Raw genomic sequence first — 17,833 nt, 5'->3', positions numbered from 1 at the left:
GCGCCGGCACCCGCCCGGCGCCGAATCTCGACGTTTGCCGGTTCATCTCGACGTTTGCCGGTTCAACTCGACGTTTGCCGGTTCATCTCGACGTTCGCCGGTTCAACTCGACGTTCGCGGGGCTCAAACGTCGAGATTCAAGCCTGATCGTCGAGTCGAAGACCCGAACGTCTAGTTTCACGGGGGCACACGCAGCGCCCGGCCCCGGAGAAGTCCACGGGCCGAACCGCAGCGCAGCGCCGCACCCCCTGGCGCAGCGCCGCACCCCCGGCGCGGGCCGAACCGCAGCGCAGCGCCGCACCCCCTGGCGCAGCGCCGCACCCCCGGCGCGGGCCGATCCGCAGCGCGGCGCCGCACCCCCGGCGCGGCGACGCGCCCCAATCATCCAGATTCCAGCAATGCGCGGGGAGATCGGCCTCTCCTGCCCGCAGCCAACCCGGTATCGGGCACGGCGCACAAACGAGGGTGGGGAAGCACTGAACTGCTCCCCCACCCCAATAGAGTCGGAAACTCGACCGCCGCGCCCTGCACGCACCCCAGCGGGGCTACGCAGGGCGAGGTATCAAATGGAGAACGCGCCCCGTCCGGCCCGCGCGGACCGCGTTACGCCGCTCCAGGTTTCGCGTGAACCGCGCACCTCCACCCGGCGCTTGCGCGGGGCGGCTGCGTTTAGAGGTCCTTGATCTTGGTGTTCGCGTCGGCTTCCTTGCACATGTCGGCAAGGAGGGACACGTAGAGCTTCATGTCCTCCTCGGTGCCATCAAGCACCTCGCCGGCCTGCTCGGCTCCCTTCTTGAGCACCTCGATCTGCTGCGCGGTATCCATCTTCAGGTAGTCCCCGCACGTGGTGTCTTGTCCCTTGTTCGCGGCGCTTTCCCCGCAGGCAGCCAGGCCCAACGCCAAAGCTCCTGCCATCACCGCCGCCATAACCTTGCGCATTTCCGGCTCCTTCCTCCAGCGGTCGCAAGACACTCAGCATATCCCCACGTGATGCAGCACACACATAAATTGGCGGAGCCTATTTCCACTCACTCGCTCACGCCCGCGCGCGAAAAAGCGGTTGGCCCCGCCCCCAAAAAAGGGAGCGGGGCCAACCGCGCAGCTTAGCTACAAAGATCAGGCGATGATCTTGGTAACGCGGCCGGAGCCAACGGTGCGGCCACCCTCACGGATGGCGAAGCCGAGGCCCTCCTCCATGGCGATGGGCTGGATCAGCTCAACGCTCATCTCGGTGGTGTCGCCGGGCATGACCATCTCGGTGCCCTCGGGCAGGGTGATCACGCCGGTCACGTCCGTGGTACGGAAGTAGAACTGCGGACGGTAGTTGGAGTAGAACGGGTTGTGACGGCCGCCCTCGTCCTTGGACAGGATGTAGACCTGGCCCTCGAACTTGGTGTGCGGGGTGATGGAACCCGGCTTGCAGACGACCTGACCGCGCTCGACGTCCTCGCGCTTGGTGCCGCGCAGCAGCAGACCACAGTTCTCACCAGCCAGAGCCTCGTCCATCTGCTTGTGGAACATCTCGATACCGGTAACGGTGGTCTTCTGCGGGGCGCGGATACCGAGGATCTCGACCTCGGAGTTGATCGGCAGGCGACCACGCTCGGCGCGGCCGGTCACCACGGTGCCACGGCCGGTGATGGTGAACACGTCCTCGATCGGCATCAGGAACGGCTTGTCGAGGTCACGCACCGGCTCCGGCACGGACTCGTCAACGGCGTCCATGAGCTCCTCGATCTTGGCAACCCACTCGGCGTCGCCCTCGAGGGCCTTCAGAGCGGACACGCGAACGACCGGAGCGTCGTCGCCCGGGAAGCCCTGGGAGGACAGCAGGTCGCGAACCTCGACCTCGACCAGCTCCAGGATCTCCTCGTCGTCCACCATGTCGGACTTGTTCAGGGCCACCAGCAGGTAGGGAACGCCCACCTGGCGGGCGAGCAGCACGTGCTCGCGGGTCTGGGCCATCGGGCCGTCGGTGGCGGCAACCACCAGGATGGCGCCATCCATCTGGGCCGCACCGGTGATCATGTTCTTGATGTAGTCAGCGTGACCGGGGGCGTCCACGTGAGCGTAGTGACGCTTCTCGGTCTGGTACTCGATGTGCGCGATGTTGATCGTGATACCGCGCTGACGCTCCTCGGGAGCCTTGTCGATGGAGTCGAACGGAGACGCCTCGTTCAGGTCCGGGTACTTGTCGTGCAGCACCTTAGAGATGGCAGCCGTCAGGGTGGTCTTACCGTGGTCAACGTGACCGATGGTACCGATGTTGACGTGCGGCTTGGTGCGCTCGAACTTGGCCTTAGCCACTTGTGTCCTCCTGGGACTCGGGTAGTTGTCTCACACTTGCACCGGTTCGGTTGAACCGGCTGGGGCGTGGGTTCCTACGGGTCGGATTTTGTTAATGATACTTCGGGTCGACCTGAGGGACTCACTCGCCCCGGGTCTTGGCGATGATCTCCTCGGCAACATTCCGGGGGACCTCCGCGTAGCTGTCGAACTGCATGGAGTAGACGGCGCGACCCTGGGTCTTCGACCGCAGGTCACCAACATACCCAAACATTTCCGAAAGCGGAACCTGCGCACGCACAACCTTCACACCAGACGCGTCGTCCATGGACTGGATCATGCCGCGACGGGAGTTCAGGTCACCGATTACGTCACCCATGTACTCCTCGGGCGTACGCACCTCGACGGCCATGACGGGCTCGAGGAGGACGGGCGAAGCCTTCTTCGCACCCTCCTTGAACGCCATGGAACCGGCGATCTTGAAGGCCATCTCAGACGAGTCAACGTCGTGGTATGCACCATCAAGAAGAATTGCCTTGACGCCAACCATCGGGTAGCCGGCGAGAACACCGGACTGCATGGCGTCCTGGATACCGAGGTCGACGGACGGAATGTACTCGCGCGGAACGCGACCACCCGTGACCTGGTCCTCGAACTCGTAGAACTTGCCCTCTTCGTCAGACTCGTAGGGCTCGAACGAGAGCTGGACCTTAGCGAACTGACCGGAACCACCGGTCTGCTTCTTGTGGGTGTAGTCCACGCGGTCGACCTTGGTGCGAATGGTCTCGCGGTAGGCGACCTGCGGCTTACCCACGTTGGCCTCGACCTTGAACTCGCGACGCATGCGGTCCACGAGGATGTCGAGGTGGAGCTCACCCATACCGCCGATGACGGTCTGGCCGGTCTCCTCGTCCAGGCGGACGGTGAAGGTCGGGTCCTCCTCGGCCAGCTTCTGGATGGCCGTGCCCAGCTTCTCCTGGTCGCCCTTGGTCTTGGGCTCGATGGCCACGTGGATAACCGGGTCGGGGAAGGTCATGGACTCGAGCACGATCGGCGCGTTGATGGCGCAGAGCGTGTCACCGGTGGTGGTGTCCTTCAGGCCCACGACGGCGTAGATGTGACCAGCGTGCGCAACCTCGACCGGGTTCTCCTTGTTGGAGTGCATCTGGAAGATCTTGCCGATGCGCTCCTTCTTGCCCTTGGTGGAGTTGACCACCTGGGAGCCGGAGGCGACCGTGCCGGAGTAGACGCGGATGAAGGTCAGCTTGCCGTAGAACGGGTGGACCGCGATCTTGAAGGCCAGGGCAGAGAACGGCTCGTCCTCGGAGGCCTTACGGGTGGCGACCACGTCCTCCTTGCCAACCTCGTGACCCTGCACGTCCGGAATGTCCAGCGGGGAGGGCAGGAAGTTGAGCACGCCGTCCAGCACCAGCTGGACGCCCTTGTTCTTGAAGGCGGAGCCACAGTAGACCGGGAAGATCTCGCCGGCGATGCACTGCTTGCGGATACCGGCAATGATCTCCTCGTTGGTGAGCTCGCCGTTCTCCAGGTAGGCCTCCATGAGGGACTCGTCGCCCTCGGCGGCGGCCTCGATCAGGGCCTCGCGGTACTCCTCGGCCTTGTCCTGCATGTCGGCCGGGATTTCCTTGCGCTCGATGAGCGAGCCGCGGGTGTCGTTACCCTGGGCGTCCTTCTCGGGGAAGTAGACGGCCTCCATGTTGAGCAGGTCGATGACGCCCTCGAAGTCGTTCTCGGCGCCGATCGGCAGCTCCATGACGACCGGGTTGGCGCCCAGACGCTCGCGGATGGTGCGCACCGAGAAGTAGAAGTCGGCGCCCAGCTTGTCCATCTTGTTGATGAAGCAGATGCGGGGGACGTTGTACTTGTCGGCCTGACGCCAAACGGTCTCGGACTGGGGCTCCACACCCTCCTTGCCGTCGAAGACGGCAACGGCACCGTCGAGCACACGCAGGGAACGCTCCACCTCAACGGTGAAGTCCACGTGGCCGGGGGTGTCGATCACGTTGATCTGGTGGCCCTTCCAGAAGGCGGTGACGGCGGCAGACGTAATCGTGATGCCGCGCTCCTTCTCCTGCTCCATCCAGTCGGTCGTGGAGGCGCCGTCGTGGGTCTCACCGAGCTTGTAGTTGATGCCGGTGTAGAACAGGATGCGCTCGGTAACGGTGGTCTTACCGGCATCGATGTGGGCCATGATGCCGATGTTGCGGACCTGCGTGAGGTCGGTAAGCACTTCAAGTGCCACGTGGGTGTCCTTCGCTCGGGGGTGGGTGGATTACCAGCGGTAGTGAGCGAAGGCCCGGTTGGACTCCGCCATCTTGTGCATGTCCTCGCGACGCTTCACGGCGGCACCGAGGCCGTTGGAGGCGTCCAGGATCTCGTTCATGAGGCGCTCAGTCATGGTCTTCTCGCGACGCTGGCGGGAGAAGTCCACCAGCCAGCGCAGAGCCAGCGTGGTGGCGCGGGAGGCGCGCACCTCGACGGGCACCTGGTAGGTGGCACCACCGACGCGGCGGGAGCGGACCTCCAGCGCGGGGCGGATGTTGTCCATGGCGCGCTTGAGCACGGAGACCGGGTCCTGGTCGGTCTTGCCACGAACGCCCTCGAGGGCGCCGTAGACGATGCGCTCGGCGGTGGACTTCTTGCCGTCCAGCAGCACGCGGTTGACCAGCTGGGTCACCATCGTGGAGCCGTAGACGGGGTCGTTGACGAGGGGGCGCTTCGGCGCGGGGCCCTTACGAGGCATTACTTCTTCTCCTTCTTAGCGCCGTAGCGGGAGCGGGCCTGCTGGCGGCCACGCACGCCCTGGGTGTCCAGGGCGCCGCGAACGATCTTGTAGCGAACACCCGGCAGGTCCTTCACACGACCACCGCGCACCAGCACGATGGAGTGCTCCTGCAGGTTGTGACCCACGCCCGGGATGTAAGCGGTGACCTCGATGCCGCTGGAGAGGCGCACACGGGCGACCTTGCGCAGGGCGGAGTTCGGCTTCTTCGGGGTGGTGGTGTACACACGGGTGCAAACGCCACGACGCTGCGGGCTGCCCTTAAGGGCCGGGGTCTTGCTCTTCCCGGGCTTTACGCTGCGTCCCTTGCGGACGAGCTGCTGAATAGTTGGCACTACGTCTCCGTCTCAATTGAGCGAATAATCAGCCTGCCGGCTCCCCCTGGGCATACGTCACCGCATGGGGGCCAGCCCGCCTACTGGAGACGTCTGGAGCTCGCGCGGTGTGCGGATCGAGCCCGATGGAACGCATGGTTCCGAGGGTTGCCTTTAGGCACCGGGTGCAACATTAGTGGCCGCCGCCCGCCTTTTCCAGTGGCTGACGGAAAACCGCGTGTGCCTCTGCTCACGCGCCTACCTGGGGGACGACGTTGCCGCCCGGCCGCCCCGCCGCGCGGCCGCCGCGCGCATCGGCAGGCGGCCACGTCGTGCCCGGGGCGCGCTATTGCGTGGGCCGGTGGGGCGTCGTCCAACCCGATAAAACTGGCGGAGATAGGCCGCGGGGCCGGGCGCTCAAATCGCACCCGGCCCCGTCAGCTCTCCCCTGCTCAGCGGAAGGAGAAGTCACCACCGTAGAACGTGTCGTCCTCCAGGGAGGAGGCGTCGTAGTTCACGAAGTTCTGGCGGTTGTAGAAGGACGCCATGGCCTCCTCGGTGGGGGCGACGTCGATCTCGTGGTAGCGGTTCAGACCGGTACCGGCCGGGATCAGCTTACCGAGGATGACGTTCTCCTTCAGGCCCAGCAGCGGGTCGGAGCGGCCCATCAGCGCGGCCTCCGTCAGGACCTTGGTGGTCTCCTGGAAGGACGCGGCGGACAGCCACGAGTCGGTCGCCAGCGAGGCCTTGGTGATACCCATCAGCTCGGGACGGCCGGAGGCGGGCTTGCCGCCCTCGGCCACGACGCGGCGGTTCTCCTCGCGGTAGCGGGCCGCCTCGATGAGCTCACCGGGCAGCAGCTTGGTGTCGCCGGAGTCCAGCACGGTGACGCGGCGCAGCATCTGGCGCACGATCACCTCGATGTGCTTGGAGTGGATGTCCACGCCCTGGGAGCGGTAGACCTCCTGCACCTCGTCCACCAGCTGCTTCTGGGTGGCGTTGGGGCCCTTGATGCGCAGCATCTTCTTCGGGTCGATGCGGCCCTCGGTGAGCTGGTCGCCCACCTGGACGTGGTCGCCGTCGTTCACCAGCAGCTTCTGGCGGCGGGAGACCTCGATGACCAGGTCCTCCTCGCCGTCGTCGCGGGTGACGACGATGCGGCGCGCCGCCGGGTCGTCGTCGTCGATCTTGACGCGGCCGGAGGCCTCGGTGATCTCAGCCTCACCCTTCGGGGTGCGAGCCTCGAAGAGCTCCTGGACACGCGGCAGACCCTGCGTGATGTCAGAGTCGGAGGCGGCACCACCGGTGTGGAAGGTACGCATCGTCAGCTGGGTACCGGGCTCGCCGATGGACTGCGCGGCGATGATGCCGACGGCCTCACCGATGTCCACGCGCTTACCGGTGGCCAGCGAGCGGCCGTAGCAGGCGGCGCAGGTGCCGACAGCGGACTCACAGGTGAGCACGGAGCGCACATGAATCTGCGAGATGCCGGCCTCGATCAGCTTGTCGATCAGCACGTCGCCGACGTCCTCGCCGGCCGTGGCGACCACGGCACCGGAGGCGTCCAGCGCATCCTTGGCCAGGGTGCGGGCGTAGGCGGTGGTCTCCACAGTCTTGGAGCGCACCAGGCCCTCGCTGGCCTCCTCGGCGATCACCATGAGCAGGCCGCGGCGGGTGCCACAGTCCTCCTCGCGCACGATCACGTCCTGGGAGACGTCCACCAGACGACGGGTGAGGTAACCGGAGTCGGCGGTACGCAGAGCGGTGTCGGCCAGACCCTTACGGGCACCGTGGGTAGCGATGAAGTACTCCAGCACGGACAAGCCCTCGCGGTAGTTGGACTTGATCGGGCGCTCGATGAGCTTCTGCTTCGGGTCAGACACCAGGCCACGCATACCGGCGATCTGGCGGATCTGGTCCCAGTTACCACGGGCACCGGAGGTGACCATGCGGAAGACCGTGTTGCGGGCCGGGAAGTTGTCGCGCATAGCCTGCGCAACTTCCTTGGTCGCGGCGGTCCAGATCTCCACCAGGGCGTTGTAGCGCTCGTCGTCGGTGATCAGACCGGCGTTGAACTCGCCCATCACCTTGGCGGCGCGCTCCTCGTATCCGGCCAGGATCTCCGGCTTGTTGGCCGGGCCCACCACGTCCGGGAAGGAGATGGAGATGCCGGACCAGGTGGCCCAGTAGAAGCCGGCGGCCTTCAGGTTGTCCAGGGCCTCGGCCACCTCGACACGCGGGTAGCGCTCGGCCAGGTCGTTGACCAGGGCGCCCAGGGCCTTCTTGTCCACCACGCCGGTGACGAACGGGTAGTCCGCCGGCAGCAGCTCGTTGAAGAGGCAGCGGCCCAGGGTGGTGTCCAGCACGACGTCGTCGCCCGGCTCCCAGCCCTCGGGGGCCTGCCAGCCCACCGGCGGGGTGACGCCGCGCAGGCGGATGCGCGCCACCTGGTTCAGGTCCAGGCGGCCGGCGTCGAAAGCCATGATCGCCTCGGCGACCGAGGTGAAGGACGGCACCTCCTCGGGCAGGTCCAGCTCCGGGTCCACGTCGGAGGTGAGGTGGAACAGGCCGATGATCATGTCCTGGGCGGGCATGGTCACGGGGCGACCGTCGGAGGGCTTGAGGATGTTGTTGGAGGACAGCATCAGGATGCGGGCCTCCGCCTGCGCCTCGGCGGACAGCGGCAGGTGAACCGCCATCTGGTCACCGTCGAAGTCGGCGTTGAAGGCGGCACACACGAGCGGGTGCAGCTGGATGGCCTTGCCCTCCACCAGCTGCGGCTCGAAGGCCTGGATGCCCAGGCGGTGCAGCGTGGGGGCGCGGTTGAGCAGCACGGGGTGCTCGCGGATGACCTCGTCCAGCACGTCCCACACCTGGGAGCGCATGCGCTCGACCATGCGCTTGGCGGTCTTGACGTTCTGGGCGTACTTCAGGTCCACCAGGCGCTTCATCACGAAGGGCTTGAACAGCTCCAGCGCCATCGCCTTGGGCAGACCGCACTGGTGCAGCTTCAGGGTGGGGCCACCCACGATCACGGAACGACCGGAGTAGTCCACGCGCTTACCCAGCAGGTTCTGGCGGAAGCGGCCCTGCTTACCCTTGAGCATGTCACTGATGGACTTCAGGGCGCGGTTGCCCGGGCCGGTGACCGGGCGGCCACGGCGACCGTTGTCGAACAGCGCGTCCACGGCCTCCTGCAGCATGCGCTTTTCGTTGTTCACGATGATCTCGGGGGCACCGAGGTCCAGCAGGCGCTTGAGGCGGTTGTTGCGGTTGATGACGCGACGGTAGAGGTCGTTCAGGTCGGAGGTCGCGAAGCGGCCACCGTCCAGCTGCACCATCGGGCGCAGGTCCGGCGGGATGACCGGGATGGAGTCCAGCACCATCACCTCGGGGCGGTTGCCCGTGGAGAGGAAGGCGTTGACCACCTTCAGGCGCTTCAGGGCGCGGGTCTTGCGCTGACCGGTGCCGGTGGCGATGATCTCGCGCAGCTCCTCGGCCTCGGCGGCCAGGTCAAAGGACTCCAGGCGGCGCTGGATGGCCTGCGCGCCCATGGCGCCCTTGAAGTAGATGCCGTAGCGCTTGACCATCTCGCGGTAGAGGCGCTCGTCGCCCTCCAGGTCGCCCACCTTCAGGCCGGTGAAGCGGTCCCACACGGCGTTCATGAAGTCCAGGTCGTCCTGGGCGCGGCGGCGGATGTTGGCCATCTCGCGCTCGCCGGCCTTGCGGAGCTTCTCGCGGGCGTCGGCCTTGGCGCCGGCCTCCTCCAGCTCCTTCAGGTCGGCCTCGAGCTTCTCCATGCGGAAGGCGATGTCGGCGTCGCGCTTGTCCTCCAGGCGCTTGCGCTCGACCTCGATCTCGTTGGTCAGCATCGCCATGTCCTCGTGGCGGCCCTCGGTGTCGACCTCGGTGACCATGTGGGCGGCGAAGTAGATGACCTTCTCCAGGTCCTTGGGCGCCAGGTTCAGCAGGTAGCCCAGGCGGGAGGGCACGCCCTTGAAGTACCAGATGTGCGTGACCGGGGCGGCCAGCTTGATGATGCCCATGCGCTCGCGACGCACCTTGGCGCGGGTAACCTCCACGCCGCAGCGCTCGCAAACGATGCCCTTGTAGCGCACGCGCTTGTACTTGCCGCACGCGCACTCCCAGTCACGGGTGGGGCCAAAGATCTTCTCGCAGAACAGGCCGTCCTTCTCCGGCTTGAGCGTGCGGTAGTTGATGGTCTCGGGCTTCTTGACCTCGCCGTAGGACCATTCGTCGATGTTCTCAGCCGTGGCCAGGCTGATGTGGAGCTTGTCGAAGGCGTTAGCGTCGAGCAAGGTGTCCTCTTTCCGGGTAATTCACCAATTCCGTATGGCCGGTGTCGGCCGGTGGGGTGGCCCGCCGCAGCCCGCCCGCGGGGAGCGGGCGGCGGCGGGTACCCGTTTTAGAGCTCTTCGAAGTCGCGCGCGTCGGGGCGGCGGCCCAGGTCGATGCCCAGTTCCTCGGAGGTGCGGAACACGTCCTCCTCGGTCTCGCGCAGCTCGATCGCGTTGCCCTGCTCGTCCAGGGCCTCCACGTTCAGGCACAGGGAGCGCATTTCCTTGACCAGAACCTTGAAGGACTCCGGGATGCCCGGGTCTGGGATGTCCTCGCCCTTGACGATCGCCTCGTAGACCTTGACACGGCCGGTGACGTCGTCGGACTTGACCGTGAGCAGCTCCTGCAGGGCGTAGGCGGCGCCGTAGGCCTCCAGGGCCCACACCTCCATTTCACCGAAGCGCTGGCCACCGAACTGGGCCTTACCACCCAGCGGCTGCTGCGTGATCATGGAGTACGGGCCGGTGGAGCGGGCGTGAATCTTGTCGTCCACCAGGTGGTGCAGCTTCAAGATGTACATGTAGCCCACGGAGATCGGGAACGGGAAGGGCTCACCGGAGCGGCCGTCGAACAGGCGGGCCTTTCCGTTGACGCCAACCAGGCGGTCGCCGTCGCGGGTGGGCAGCGTGCAGTCCAGCAGGCCGGTCAGCTCGTCGGCCTCCAGGCCGTCGAACACCGGGGTGGCCACGCGGGTGCCGGCCGGGGCGGCAACGCCGTCGGCGGGCAGCTTGGCCGCCCACTCCTTGGCCTGCGCCAGCGCGCCGGTGGCGTCCCAGCCCTGGGAGGCGATCCAACCGAGGTGGACCTCCAGCACCTGGCCGATGTTCATGCGGCCGGGCACACCCATCGGGTTGAGGATGATGTCAACCGGGGTGCCGTCCTCTAGGAACGGCATGTCCTCGACGGGCAGGATCTTGGAGATAACACCCTTGTTGCCGTGGCGACCGGAGAGCTTGTCACCGTCGGTGATCTTGCGACGCTGGGCGATGTAGACCGTGATGCGCTGGTTCACGCCTGCGGGCAGCTCGTCGTCGTCGCCGGACGCCTCCTTGACGCCGATGACGATGCCGGACTCGCCGTGGGGCACGCGCAGGGAGGTGTCGCGCACCTCGCGGGCCTTCTCACCGAAGATGGCGCGCAGCAGGCGCTCCTCGCTGGTCAGCTCGGTCTCACCCTTCGGGGTGACCTTGCCGACCAGGATGTCGCCGGCACCCACCTCGGCACCGATGCGGATGATGCCGCGCTCGTCCAGGTGAGCCAGGGTCTCCTCGCTCACGTTGGGGATGTCGCGGGTGATCTCCTCCGGGCCCAGCTTGGTGTCGCGGGCGTCGATCTCGTGCTCCTCGATGTGGATCGAGGTGAGGACGTCCTCGCTGACCAGGCGCTGGGAGAGGATGATGCCATCCTCGTAGTTGAAGCCCTCCCAGGACATGAAGGCGACCAGCAGGTTCTGGCCCAGGGCCAGCTCGCCGCCGGCGGTGGCGGGGCCATCGGCGATGACCTGGCCCTCCTCCACGCGGTCGCCCTCGTCCACGGTCACGCGCTGGTTGTAGCAGTTGCCCTGGTTGGAGCGACGGAACTTGGCCAGGCGGTAGGTGTGGTTGGAGCCGGAGTCCTCCATGACGCAGATGTAGTCGGCCGAGACCTCGGTGACCACGCCGGCGCCGCCCTTGCGGACCACGATCACGTCGCCAGCGTCCACGGCGGCGCGGGCCTCCATGCCGGTGCCGACCAGCGGGGAGACGGGGCGCAGCAGCGGCACGGCCTGGCGCTGCATGTTGGCGCCCATGAGCGCGCGGTTGGCGTCGTCGTGCTCCAGGAACGGAATCATGGAGGTAGCCACGGACACCATCTGGCGGGCCGAGACGTCCATGTAGTCGATGTCCTCGACGTCCACCAGCGCCGGCTCGCCACCGGAGACACGGCACAGCGCCTGCTTCTCCACGAAGCGGCCGTTCCTGTCCAGCGGAGCGGATGCCTGGGCGATGGCGTGACGGTCCTCGTCGTCCGCAGTCAGGTAGCGGGTCTCGTCGGTGACCTGGCCGTTCTTGACCACGCGGTAGGGGGTCTCAACGAAGCCGAAGGGGTTGATGCGGGCGTAGGTGGCCAGCGAGCCGATCAGACCGATGTTCGGGCCTTCAGGGGTCTCGATGGGGCACATGCGGCCGTAGTGCGACGGGTGGACGTCACGGACCTCCATGCCGGCGCGGTCACGGGACAGACCACCGGGGCCCAGCGCGGACAGACGACGCTTGTGGGTCAGGCCGGCCAGCGGGTTGTTCTGGTCCATGAACTGGGAGAGCTGCGAGGTGCCGAAGAACTCCTTGATCGCGGCCGTCACGGGACGGGTGTTGATCAGGGTGGTCGGCTGGATCGCCTGGGCGTCGGTGGTGGTCATGCGCTCGCGCACCACGCGCTCCATGCGGGACAGACCGGTGCGGACCTGGCCCTGGATCAGCTCACCGACGGCGCGGATGCGACGGTTACCGAAGTGGTCGATGTCGTCCTGCTCCACCGGGATCTCGACGTCCTCGCCACCGCGGCGACCGGGCAGGGTCTCCTCGCCCTTCTGCAGGGCCAGCAGGTAGCGCACGGCGGCCACGATGTCCTCGCGGCGCAGCAGGGCCTCGTCCAGCGGGGCGTCCAGTCCCAGCTTCTTGTTGATCTTGTAGCGACCAACCTTGGCCAGGTCGTAGCGCTTGGGAGCGAAGTAGTAGTTCTCCAGCAGGGCGCGACCGGCCTCGACGCTCGGCGGCTCACCCGGGCGGATCTTGCGGTAGATGTCCAGGAGCGCTTCCTCCTGGGTCATCGACCCGTCCTTGTCCAGGCCGGCCAGCAGCAGCGGGTAGTCGGCGAACTGCTCGCGCAGCTCGGACTCGCTCAGTCCAAGGGCGCGCAGGAACACGGTGATGGACTGCTTGCGCTTGCGGTCGATGCGCACGCCCACGGCGTCGCGCTTGTCGATCTCGAACTCCAGCCAGGCACCGCGAGAGGGGATGACCTTGCAGGAGAAGGTGTCCTTGTCGCTGGTGCGGTCGGAGGAGCGCTCGAAGTAGACGCCGGGGGAACGCACCAGCTGGGAAACGACCACGCGCTCGGTGCCGTTAATGATGAAGGTGCCGCGCTCGGTCATGAGCGGGAAGTCACCCATGAACACGGTCTGGCTCTTGATTTCACCGGTGCCGTGGTTGATGAACTCGGCGGTGACGTAGAGCGGGGCGGCGTAGGTGTGACCCTTTTCCTTGCACTCCTCGGCCGTGTACTTGGGAGGCTCGAGGCGGTGGTCACTGAAGGACAGCTCCATCGTCTCGGCAAAGTCTTGAATCGGAGAAATCTCCGTAAAGATCTCCTCCAGGCCAGAGACGGACGGCAGGGCGTCGGCGTCTGGAGCGGCCGCGAGGCGCTCCTTCCACCGCTCGTTGCCGAGCAGCCAGTCGAAAGACTCGGTCTGCAGACCCAGCAGGTCCGGGGCCTGGAGCGGCTCGTGAATCTTGCCAAAAGAAACACGCTTAGAAGCGTGCATAGCGGGGGTGCGCGAGGCAGCCAAAAGAGGTCCTTCCCTCCGGTGGAGAACAGACAACGCCGCGCCCAGAACTTCGCCCGATGTCAAAGCGAAGGCAGGTTAAGCGCAAAAATACATATTAGCCGACTTGACAGAGTTCGGGGTTGTGTGTTTCGTCACGAGCGTGGTAATGGGCTTTTGATGGCCGACGTTCCGCCCGCCACCCGGCCCACGCCCCCCCGCCCGGCGTACCACCAGACACTCCGCCAGGTGCGCAGCCAAGTGCGCGGCCGGGCGAGCGTGGCGGGCGCGCGAACATAAAGGAGGGCGGGGGCCGCATTCGCGACCCCCGCCCTGCCAGCGTTTAGATCAAGCTCACTTGAGCTCGACGGTGGCGCCAGCCTCCTCCAGCTGAGCCTTGGCCTTCTCAGCGGTGTCCTTGTCAACACCCTCGAGGACCGGCTTCGGGGCGCCGTCAACCAGCTCCTTGGCCTCCTTCAGGCCGAGGGAGGTGAGGGCGCGCACCTCCTTGATGACCTGGATCTTCTTGTCGCCGTGAGCGGCGAGGATGACGTCGAAGGAGTCCTTCTCCTCGGCGGCCGGGGCGTCGCCGGCGGCCGGGGCAGCAGCCACGGCAACGGCGGCCGGGGCGGCAGCGGTGACCTCGAAGGTCTCCTCGAACTGCTTCACGAACTCAGACAGCTCGATGAGGGTGAGCTCCTTGAAAGCGTCGATGAGCTCGGCGGGGGTGAGCTTCGCCATGATGGCGTTCCTTTCGGTTGGGTCCTGCTACGCGAGCAGGCAGGGTTTTTATGGGTTTGCCTGGGATCAGGCTTCGCCAGCCTGCTTTTCGCGCAGGGCCTCGACGGTGCGCACAGCCTTGGAGGCAGGTGCGGTGAACATGTAGGCAGCCTGGTAAAGGGCAGCCTTGAGGACGCCAGCGGACTTCGCCAGCAGAACCTCGCGGGACTCCAGGTCGGCAAGCTTGAGCACGCCATCCTTGGAGAGCAGAGCACCCTCCAGGACACCGGCCTTGATAACGAGCTTGTCGTTGGTCTTGGAGAACTCGCGCAGCGCCTTCGCAGCCTCCACCGGCTCACCGGTGACGAATGCGATGGCGGAGGGGCCAACGAGCTCATCAGCGATGATCTCGAGACCGGCCTCCTTGGCCGCGATAGCAGCCAGCGTGTTCTTCACGACCGCGAAGCTGGCCACACCCGCCAGGGAGCGACGCAGCTTGGACATCTCAGCAACCGTGAGCCCCCGGTATTCGGTCAGCAAAACGGCGTTCGCGTCGCGGAAACGCTCCGCGAGCTCAGCAATCGTTGCTGCCTTGTCAGGCCTCGCCATGGGCCCTCCTTCCGTGTCTGCCGCCGAGCCATGCCTCGCCAAAAACAAAATCCCCGGGCGCAGGCGCACGGGGACAGGGCTCCAACGGAGCAGTTCACGTTCACCTGCGCTGGCTTCTCGTTTAAGAACTTGGCCCCTCGAACGAGGGTGACCAGCGGTCTTGGGCTTTGCACAGCTTAGCGGCCCAGCCCGCGCCCGCTCAACAGGGCGTCCAGTGAGTCCGCTCACCCCACCTCGCTGCGGCCGTCATGGCAGGGCGGCGGGCGGCAACGTCGTCCAGCTAAAGGCTAGAAGCGGCGCGGAGTCAGGTTCGGGGCGCCGGGGTGGGAGACGCCACCCAGACCAAGCTCGCCGCCCCGGATCGGACCGCTCGGCAGCGTGGTCTCGCCGGCCCGCCACGCGGCCACGGCCTGCGCGCGGTTGTGCACGCGCAGCTTGGGGTAGGCCGAGTTGAGGTAGTTGCGCACGGTGCGCAGCGACAGGAAGAGCCGCTCCGCAATCTGGGCGTTCGTCAGGCCAGAGGAGGCCAGCTGCAGCACCTCCGCCTCGCGCCGGGTGAGCAGCAGACGAATCTTGTTGTTCACGCGCTGCGGCAACTCGGGCTGCACCACCGCCTGCGCGTTCGGCTGACGCAGACGGGACAGGCGGCGACGCTGGGCCGCGGCGATCGCGTCGCTAACCTGGCGCAGATTCAGCTTGCCCAACACCAGGCAGCCGGTGGCGCCCGAGGCCATCGCCCGCTCGATGAGGGCCTGCTCGTGGTGCTCGGTGATCATGATGACCGAGGCCGTGCGCGCCAACTCCTGCAGGCAGCGGAAGAGCTCCACCAGGTCGGGGCTGAAGTCGAGCAGCACCATGTCGGGCATGACCTCGCCCGCGACGCGCATGGCCTGGGAGCAGTCGCGCGCCTCGTAGATGGAGAGATCGTCAGCGCAACGGGAGAGGAGTTCTCGCAGCCCAGCACGTACAACGATCGACGGGTCCACAATGAGCACCCGCATGGCTACCTCCTCCATTCCTCGCTTGAGGCTAGCGCCAGTTCGACGGGGAACAGCATGCGAGGCTCCCCGTTTACGACTATCTAGGTTATTAAACCATCACTGTGACCTAAGGCCCGGCCGCATGGGGGAGCTGGGAGTGCCGAGTGAGCCACATTTAGGTGAGGCAAACGCGGTCTTGACAGGAGGCCCGCGCGCCGCTGCGGCGGGGAGCGCGCCGCCGACTGCGCGGTGCTCTCAGCTTCCCCTGGCGCGCGGCCCGGCGGCGGGGAGCGCGCCGCCGACTGCGCGGTGCAGCGAGACCTGCCTGCGGACGTGCGCAAACGCCTTCGCCTTTGTTGTTCCCGTTGGGCCTTTGTTGCACCGGTTGTAGCTTTCTTGCACCTCCTGTGGCGCTATGACGCCGATTAACGCCTCAACAGGTCGCCCAAAGGCTCAGACGCTGCAAGAAAGGCTCGGGAGCTGCAACAAAGGCTCAACCGCTTGCGCAATGCCCCACCCCCGTTGGTAGCCGGCCGGCCCCGCCTCAACCGCTTGCGCAATGCCCCACCCCCGTTGATAGCCGGCCGGCCCCGCCTCAACCGCTTGCGCAATGCCCCGCCCCCGTCGACAGGCAGCCGCGCCCCTTCGATGGCTTGCTCGACCGCTCATCCAGGCCCCCACCGTGGACGACGTTCCACCGGCCGCCCCGCCCAGCCCGCCGTTCGTGTGCACGGCCCGAGCCAGGGAGCGGACCGGCCGGGGTTGCGCAAACGATTGAGGGGTTACGCGACCTATTGAGCCCTTGGTGCACCTCTGGAGCTTTTGGTGCACCTATTGAGGGGTTACCCGACCGGGTAAGCCTACGACTGGTTCACTAAACCCACGAGAGGTCCACCAACCCTACGAGAGGTGCACTAAGCCCTCAATCGTTTGCGCACTACCAGGGCGAAGCCGGTGGAAAGGTCCGCGCGCACCCAGGGCGCGTCCAGCAGAGAAGCCCGCGCATACACCGAGGCCGGTGGAGATGTCCGCGCGCGCCGAGGGCGCGGCCAGCAAAGAAGCCCGCGCACACCCAGGGCGGACCCGGCGGTGGTTGCCGCGGACCCTCGCATGGTCGGGGGCACCCGCGCCACAAATGTTGCAACGGGGTACATCCGACCGCTTGGTGCCGCGCCCCCGGCCGGTCGCATGTACCCCGACCCTACGCTTGTACGCTCGGGGGCAGCACGCCCCAGCCACCCGCAGCCGCCGCCCGGCACAACCACCGACCGCACGGCGCCACCCGCCTCCAGCCGCACCCGCCATCGCCCCCGCCGCCCACCTCCAGCAGGTCAGCCCGGGGGCGCCGCCAAGCGCCCGACGAGGTGGCGCGCATCGCCCCTCTCCCCCACAGGCGCGGCGGGGAGCTTTTGCCCCGGCGCGCCTTTCTGGTTGCCTTGGGGCGGGGAGGTGAGACCGCGTGCACTGGCAGCTGTGGACCTACGGCGCGCTTGGCGCGACGTGCTGCGCGCTCGGCGCGGGGTGGCTGTGGCGGCTCCTGCCCTCGCTGGCCCGCAACTACCTTGGTGCCGGGCGCGGTCCCGACCCCCGCTTTGCCCCCGTGCCGGACACCCTTCGCCTTTGTCTGCCCATCGGAGTCTTCTGGGCGGCCCTGGTGCTCCTGACACTGCCCGCCCCGGCTGGTTTGCTGCTGGCGACGCCGCTACTGTTCGCGCCGGCGCTGGCATTGCTCGACGCTGAGAGTCACAGGCTGCCAGACACCCTCACCTCCGCCCTCTGGGCCAGCCAGTCGGCCCTGCTGCTGGCGGCTACCTCCGGGCTACTCGGGCCATACGGCCTGTCCCCAGCCAGCACCGCCATCGCGGCCCTGGCCTGGCTGGCCCTGGCGGTAGCCGGGCTCGCGGCCGCCGCCTTCCCCCTCGGGATCGGACTGGGCGACGCCAAGCTCGCCGCCCCCATCGGCGCCACCCTCGCCGCGCTCTCCCCCGCGCTGCTGTGGGCCTGGCTCACCTTGGCCGTTGTCCTGGCCGGCGCCTGGGCGGGGATCGGACTGGCGACGGGCCGATACGGCTGGCGGCAGTCGATCGCCTTCGGCCCGCCCCTGCTGCTCTCGCTAGGACTGCTCGCAGCCGCTCTGGCCGCCTAGCCGTCACCCGGTTGGCCGACGTTCCACCCGCCGCCTCTTTGCCGCCCCCGCCCGGATACGAGCGGGCCCGGATACGGCAGTGCGCCGGGGTAC

At 67.0% G+C, this 17,833-nt stretch carries 11 protein-coding genes; 1 reads left to right on the top strand and 10 read right to left on the bottom strand.

The window, feature by feature from the left end:
- Nucleotides 1-669: 669 nt before the first annotated feature.
- The 10 genes from ABYF38_RS06640 to ABYF38_RS06595 all read right to left on the bottom strand — a co-directional run bounded on the left by ABYF38_RS06640 (nt 670) and on the right by ABYF38_RS06595 (nt 15,615).
- Complete coding sequence (locus ABYF38_RS06640) at nt 670-939, bottom strand: hypothetical protein (RefSeq protein WP_371151600.1); 270 nt, start codon at nt 937-939, stop codon at nt 670-672.
- A gap of 177 nt (nt 940-1,116) precedes the next feature.
- Nucleotides 1,117-2,307: an elongation factor Tu gene (tuf, locus tag ABYF38_RS06635; RefSeq protein ID WP_371151599.1), complete on the bottom strand. Its 1,191-nt coding sequence runs from the start codon at nt 2,305-2,307 to the stop codon at nt 1,117-1,119.
- Between the two features lie 121 nt (nt 2,308-2,428).
- Nucleotides 2,429-4,549 (bottom strand): elongation factor G, encoded by a 2,121-nt coding sequence (gene fusA, locus ABYF38_RS06630; protein WP_371151598.1) that lies wholly within the window; start codon nt 4,547-4,549, stop codon nt 2,429-2,431.
- Between the two features lie 30 nt (nt 4,550-4,579).
- Complete coding sequence (rpsG, locus tag ABYF38_RS06625; protein ID WP_371151597.1) at nt 4,580-5,050, bottom strand: 30S ribosomal protein S7; 471 nt, start codon at nt 5,048-5,050, stop codon at nt 4,580-4,582.
- Complete coding sequence (gene rpsL / locus ABYF38_RS06620; RefSeq protein ID WP_371151596.1) at nt 5,050-5,424, bottom strand: 30S ribosomal protein S12; 375 nt, start codon at nt 5,422-5,424, stop codon at nt 5,050-5,052. Before rpsL ends, rpsG begins: the two co-directional genes overlap by 1 nt.
- Before the next feature lie 431 nt (nt 5,425-5,855).
- Entirely contained in the window at nt 5,856-9,722 is a 3,867-nt protein-coding gene (locus ABYF38_RS06615) for a DNA-directed RNA polymerase subunit beta' (RefSeq protein WP_371151595.1), read from the bottom strand.
- Between the two features lie 107 nt (nt 9,723-9,829).
- The gene (gene rpoB / locus ABYF38_RS06610) at nt 9,830-13,285 is read right to left on the bottom strand and encodes a DNA-directed RNA polymerase subunit beta (protein WP_371153011.1); all 3,456 of its coding nucleotides are present in this window, start codon (nt 13,283-13,285) and stop codon (nt 9,830-9,832) included.
- A gap of 354 nt (nt 13,286-13,639) precedes the next feature.
- Entirely contained in the window at nt 13,640-14,026 is a 387-nt protein-coding gene (gene rplL / locus ABYF38_RS06605) for a 50S ribosomal protein L7/L12 (RefSeq protein ID WP_371151594.1), read from the bottom strand.
- Nucleotides 14,027-14,092: 66 nt separating this feature from the next.
- Nucleotides 14,093-14,614: a 50S ribosomal protein L10 gene (rplJ, locus tag ABYF38_RS06600; RefSeq protein WP_371151593.1), complete on the bottom strand. Its 522-nt coding sequence runs from the start codon at nt 14,612-14,614 to the stop codon at nt 14,093-14,095.
- A gap of 287 nt (nt 14,615-14,901) precedes the next feature.
- Nucleotides 14,902-15,615, bottom strand: coding sequence for a response regulator transcription factor (locus tag ABYF38_RS06595; RefSeq protein ID WP_371151592.1), 714 nt, complete (start codon nt 15,613-15,615; stop codon nt 14,902-14,904).
- 1,438 nt (nt 15,616-17,053) lie between these two features.
- On the opposite strand from ABYF38_RS06595, the gene ABYF38_RS06590 reads away from it, so the two are divergent.
- Nucleotides 17,054-17,740 carry a hypothetical protein gene (locus ABYF38_RS06590; RefSeq protein ID WP_371151591.1) on the top strand — a complete coding sequence of 229 codons (687 nt, stop codon included), beginning with the start codon at nt 17,054-17,056 and terminating at the stop codon, nt 17,738-17,740.
- The last annotated feature ends 93 nt before the right edge of the window (nt 17,741-17,833 follow it).

It is taken from the genome of Buchananella sp. 14KM1171 (assembly GCF_041380365.1).
Taxonomy (GTDB): domain Bacteria; phylum Actinomycetota; class Actinomycetes; order Actinomycetales; family Actinomycetaceae; genus Buchananella; species Buchananella felis.
The sequence above is the reverse complement of the archived record's forward strand: the minus strand, read 5'-3'. Positions and strand labels throughout refer to the sequence as shown.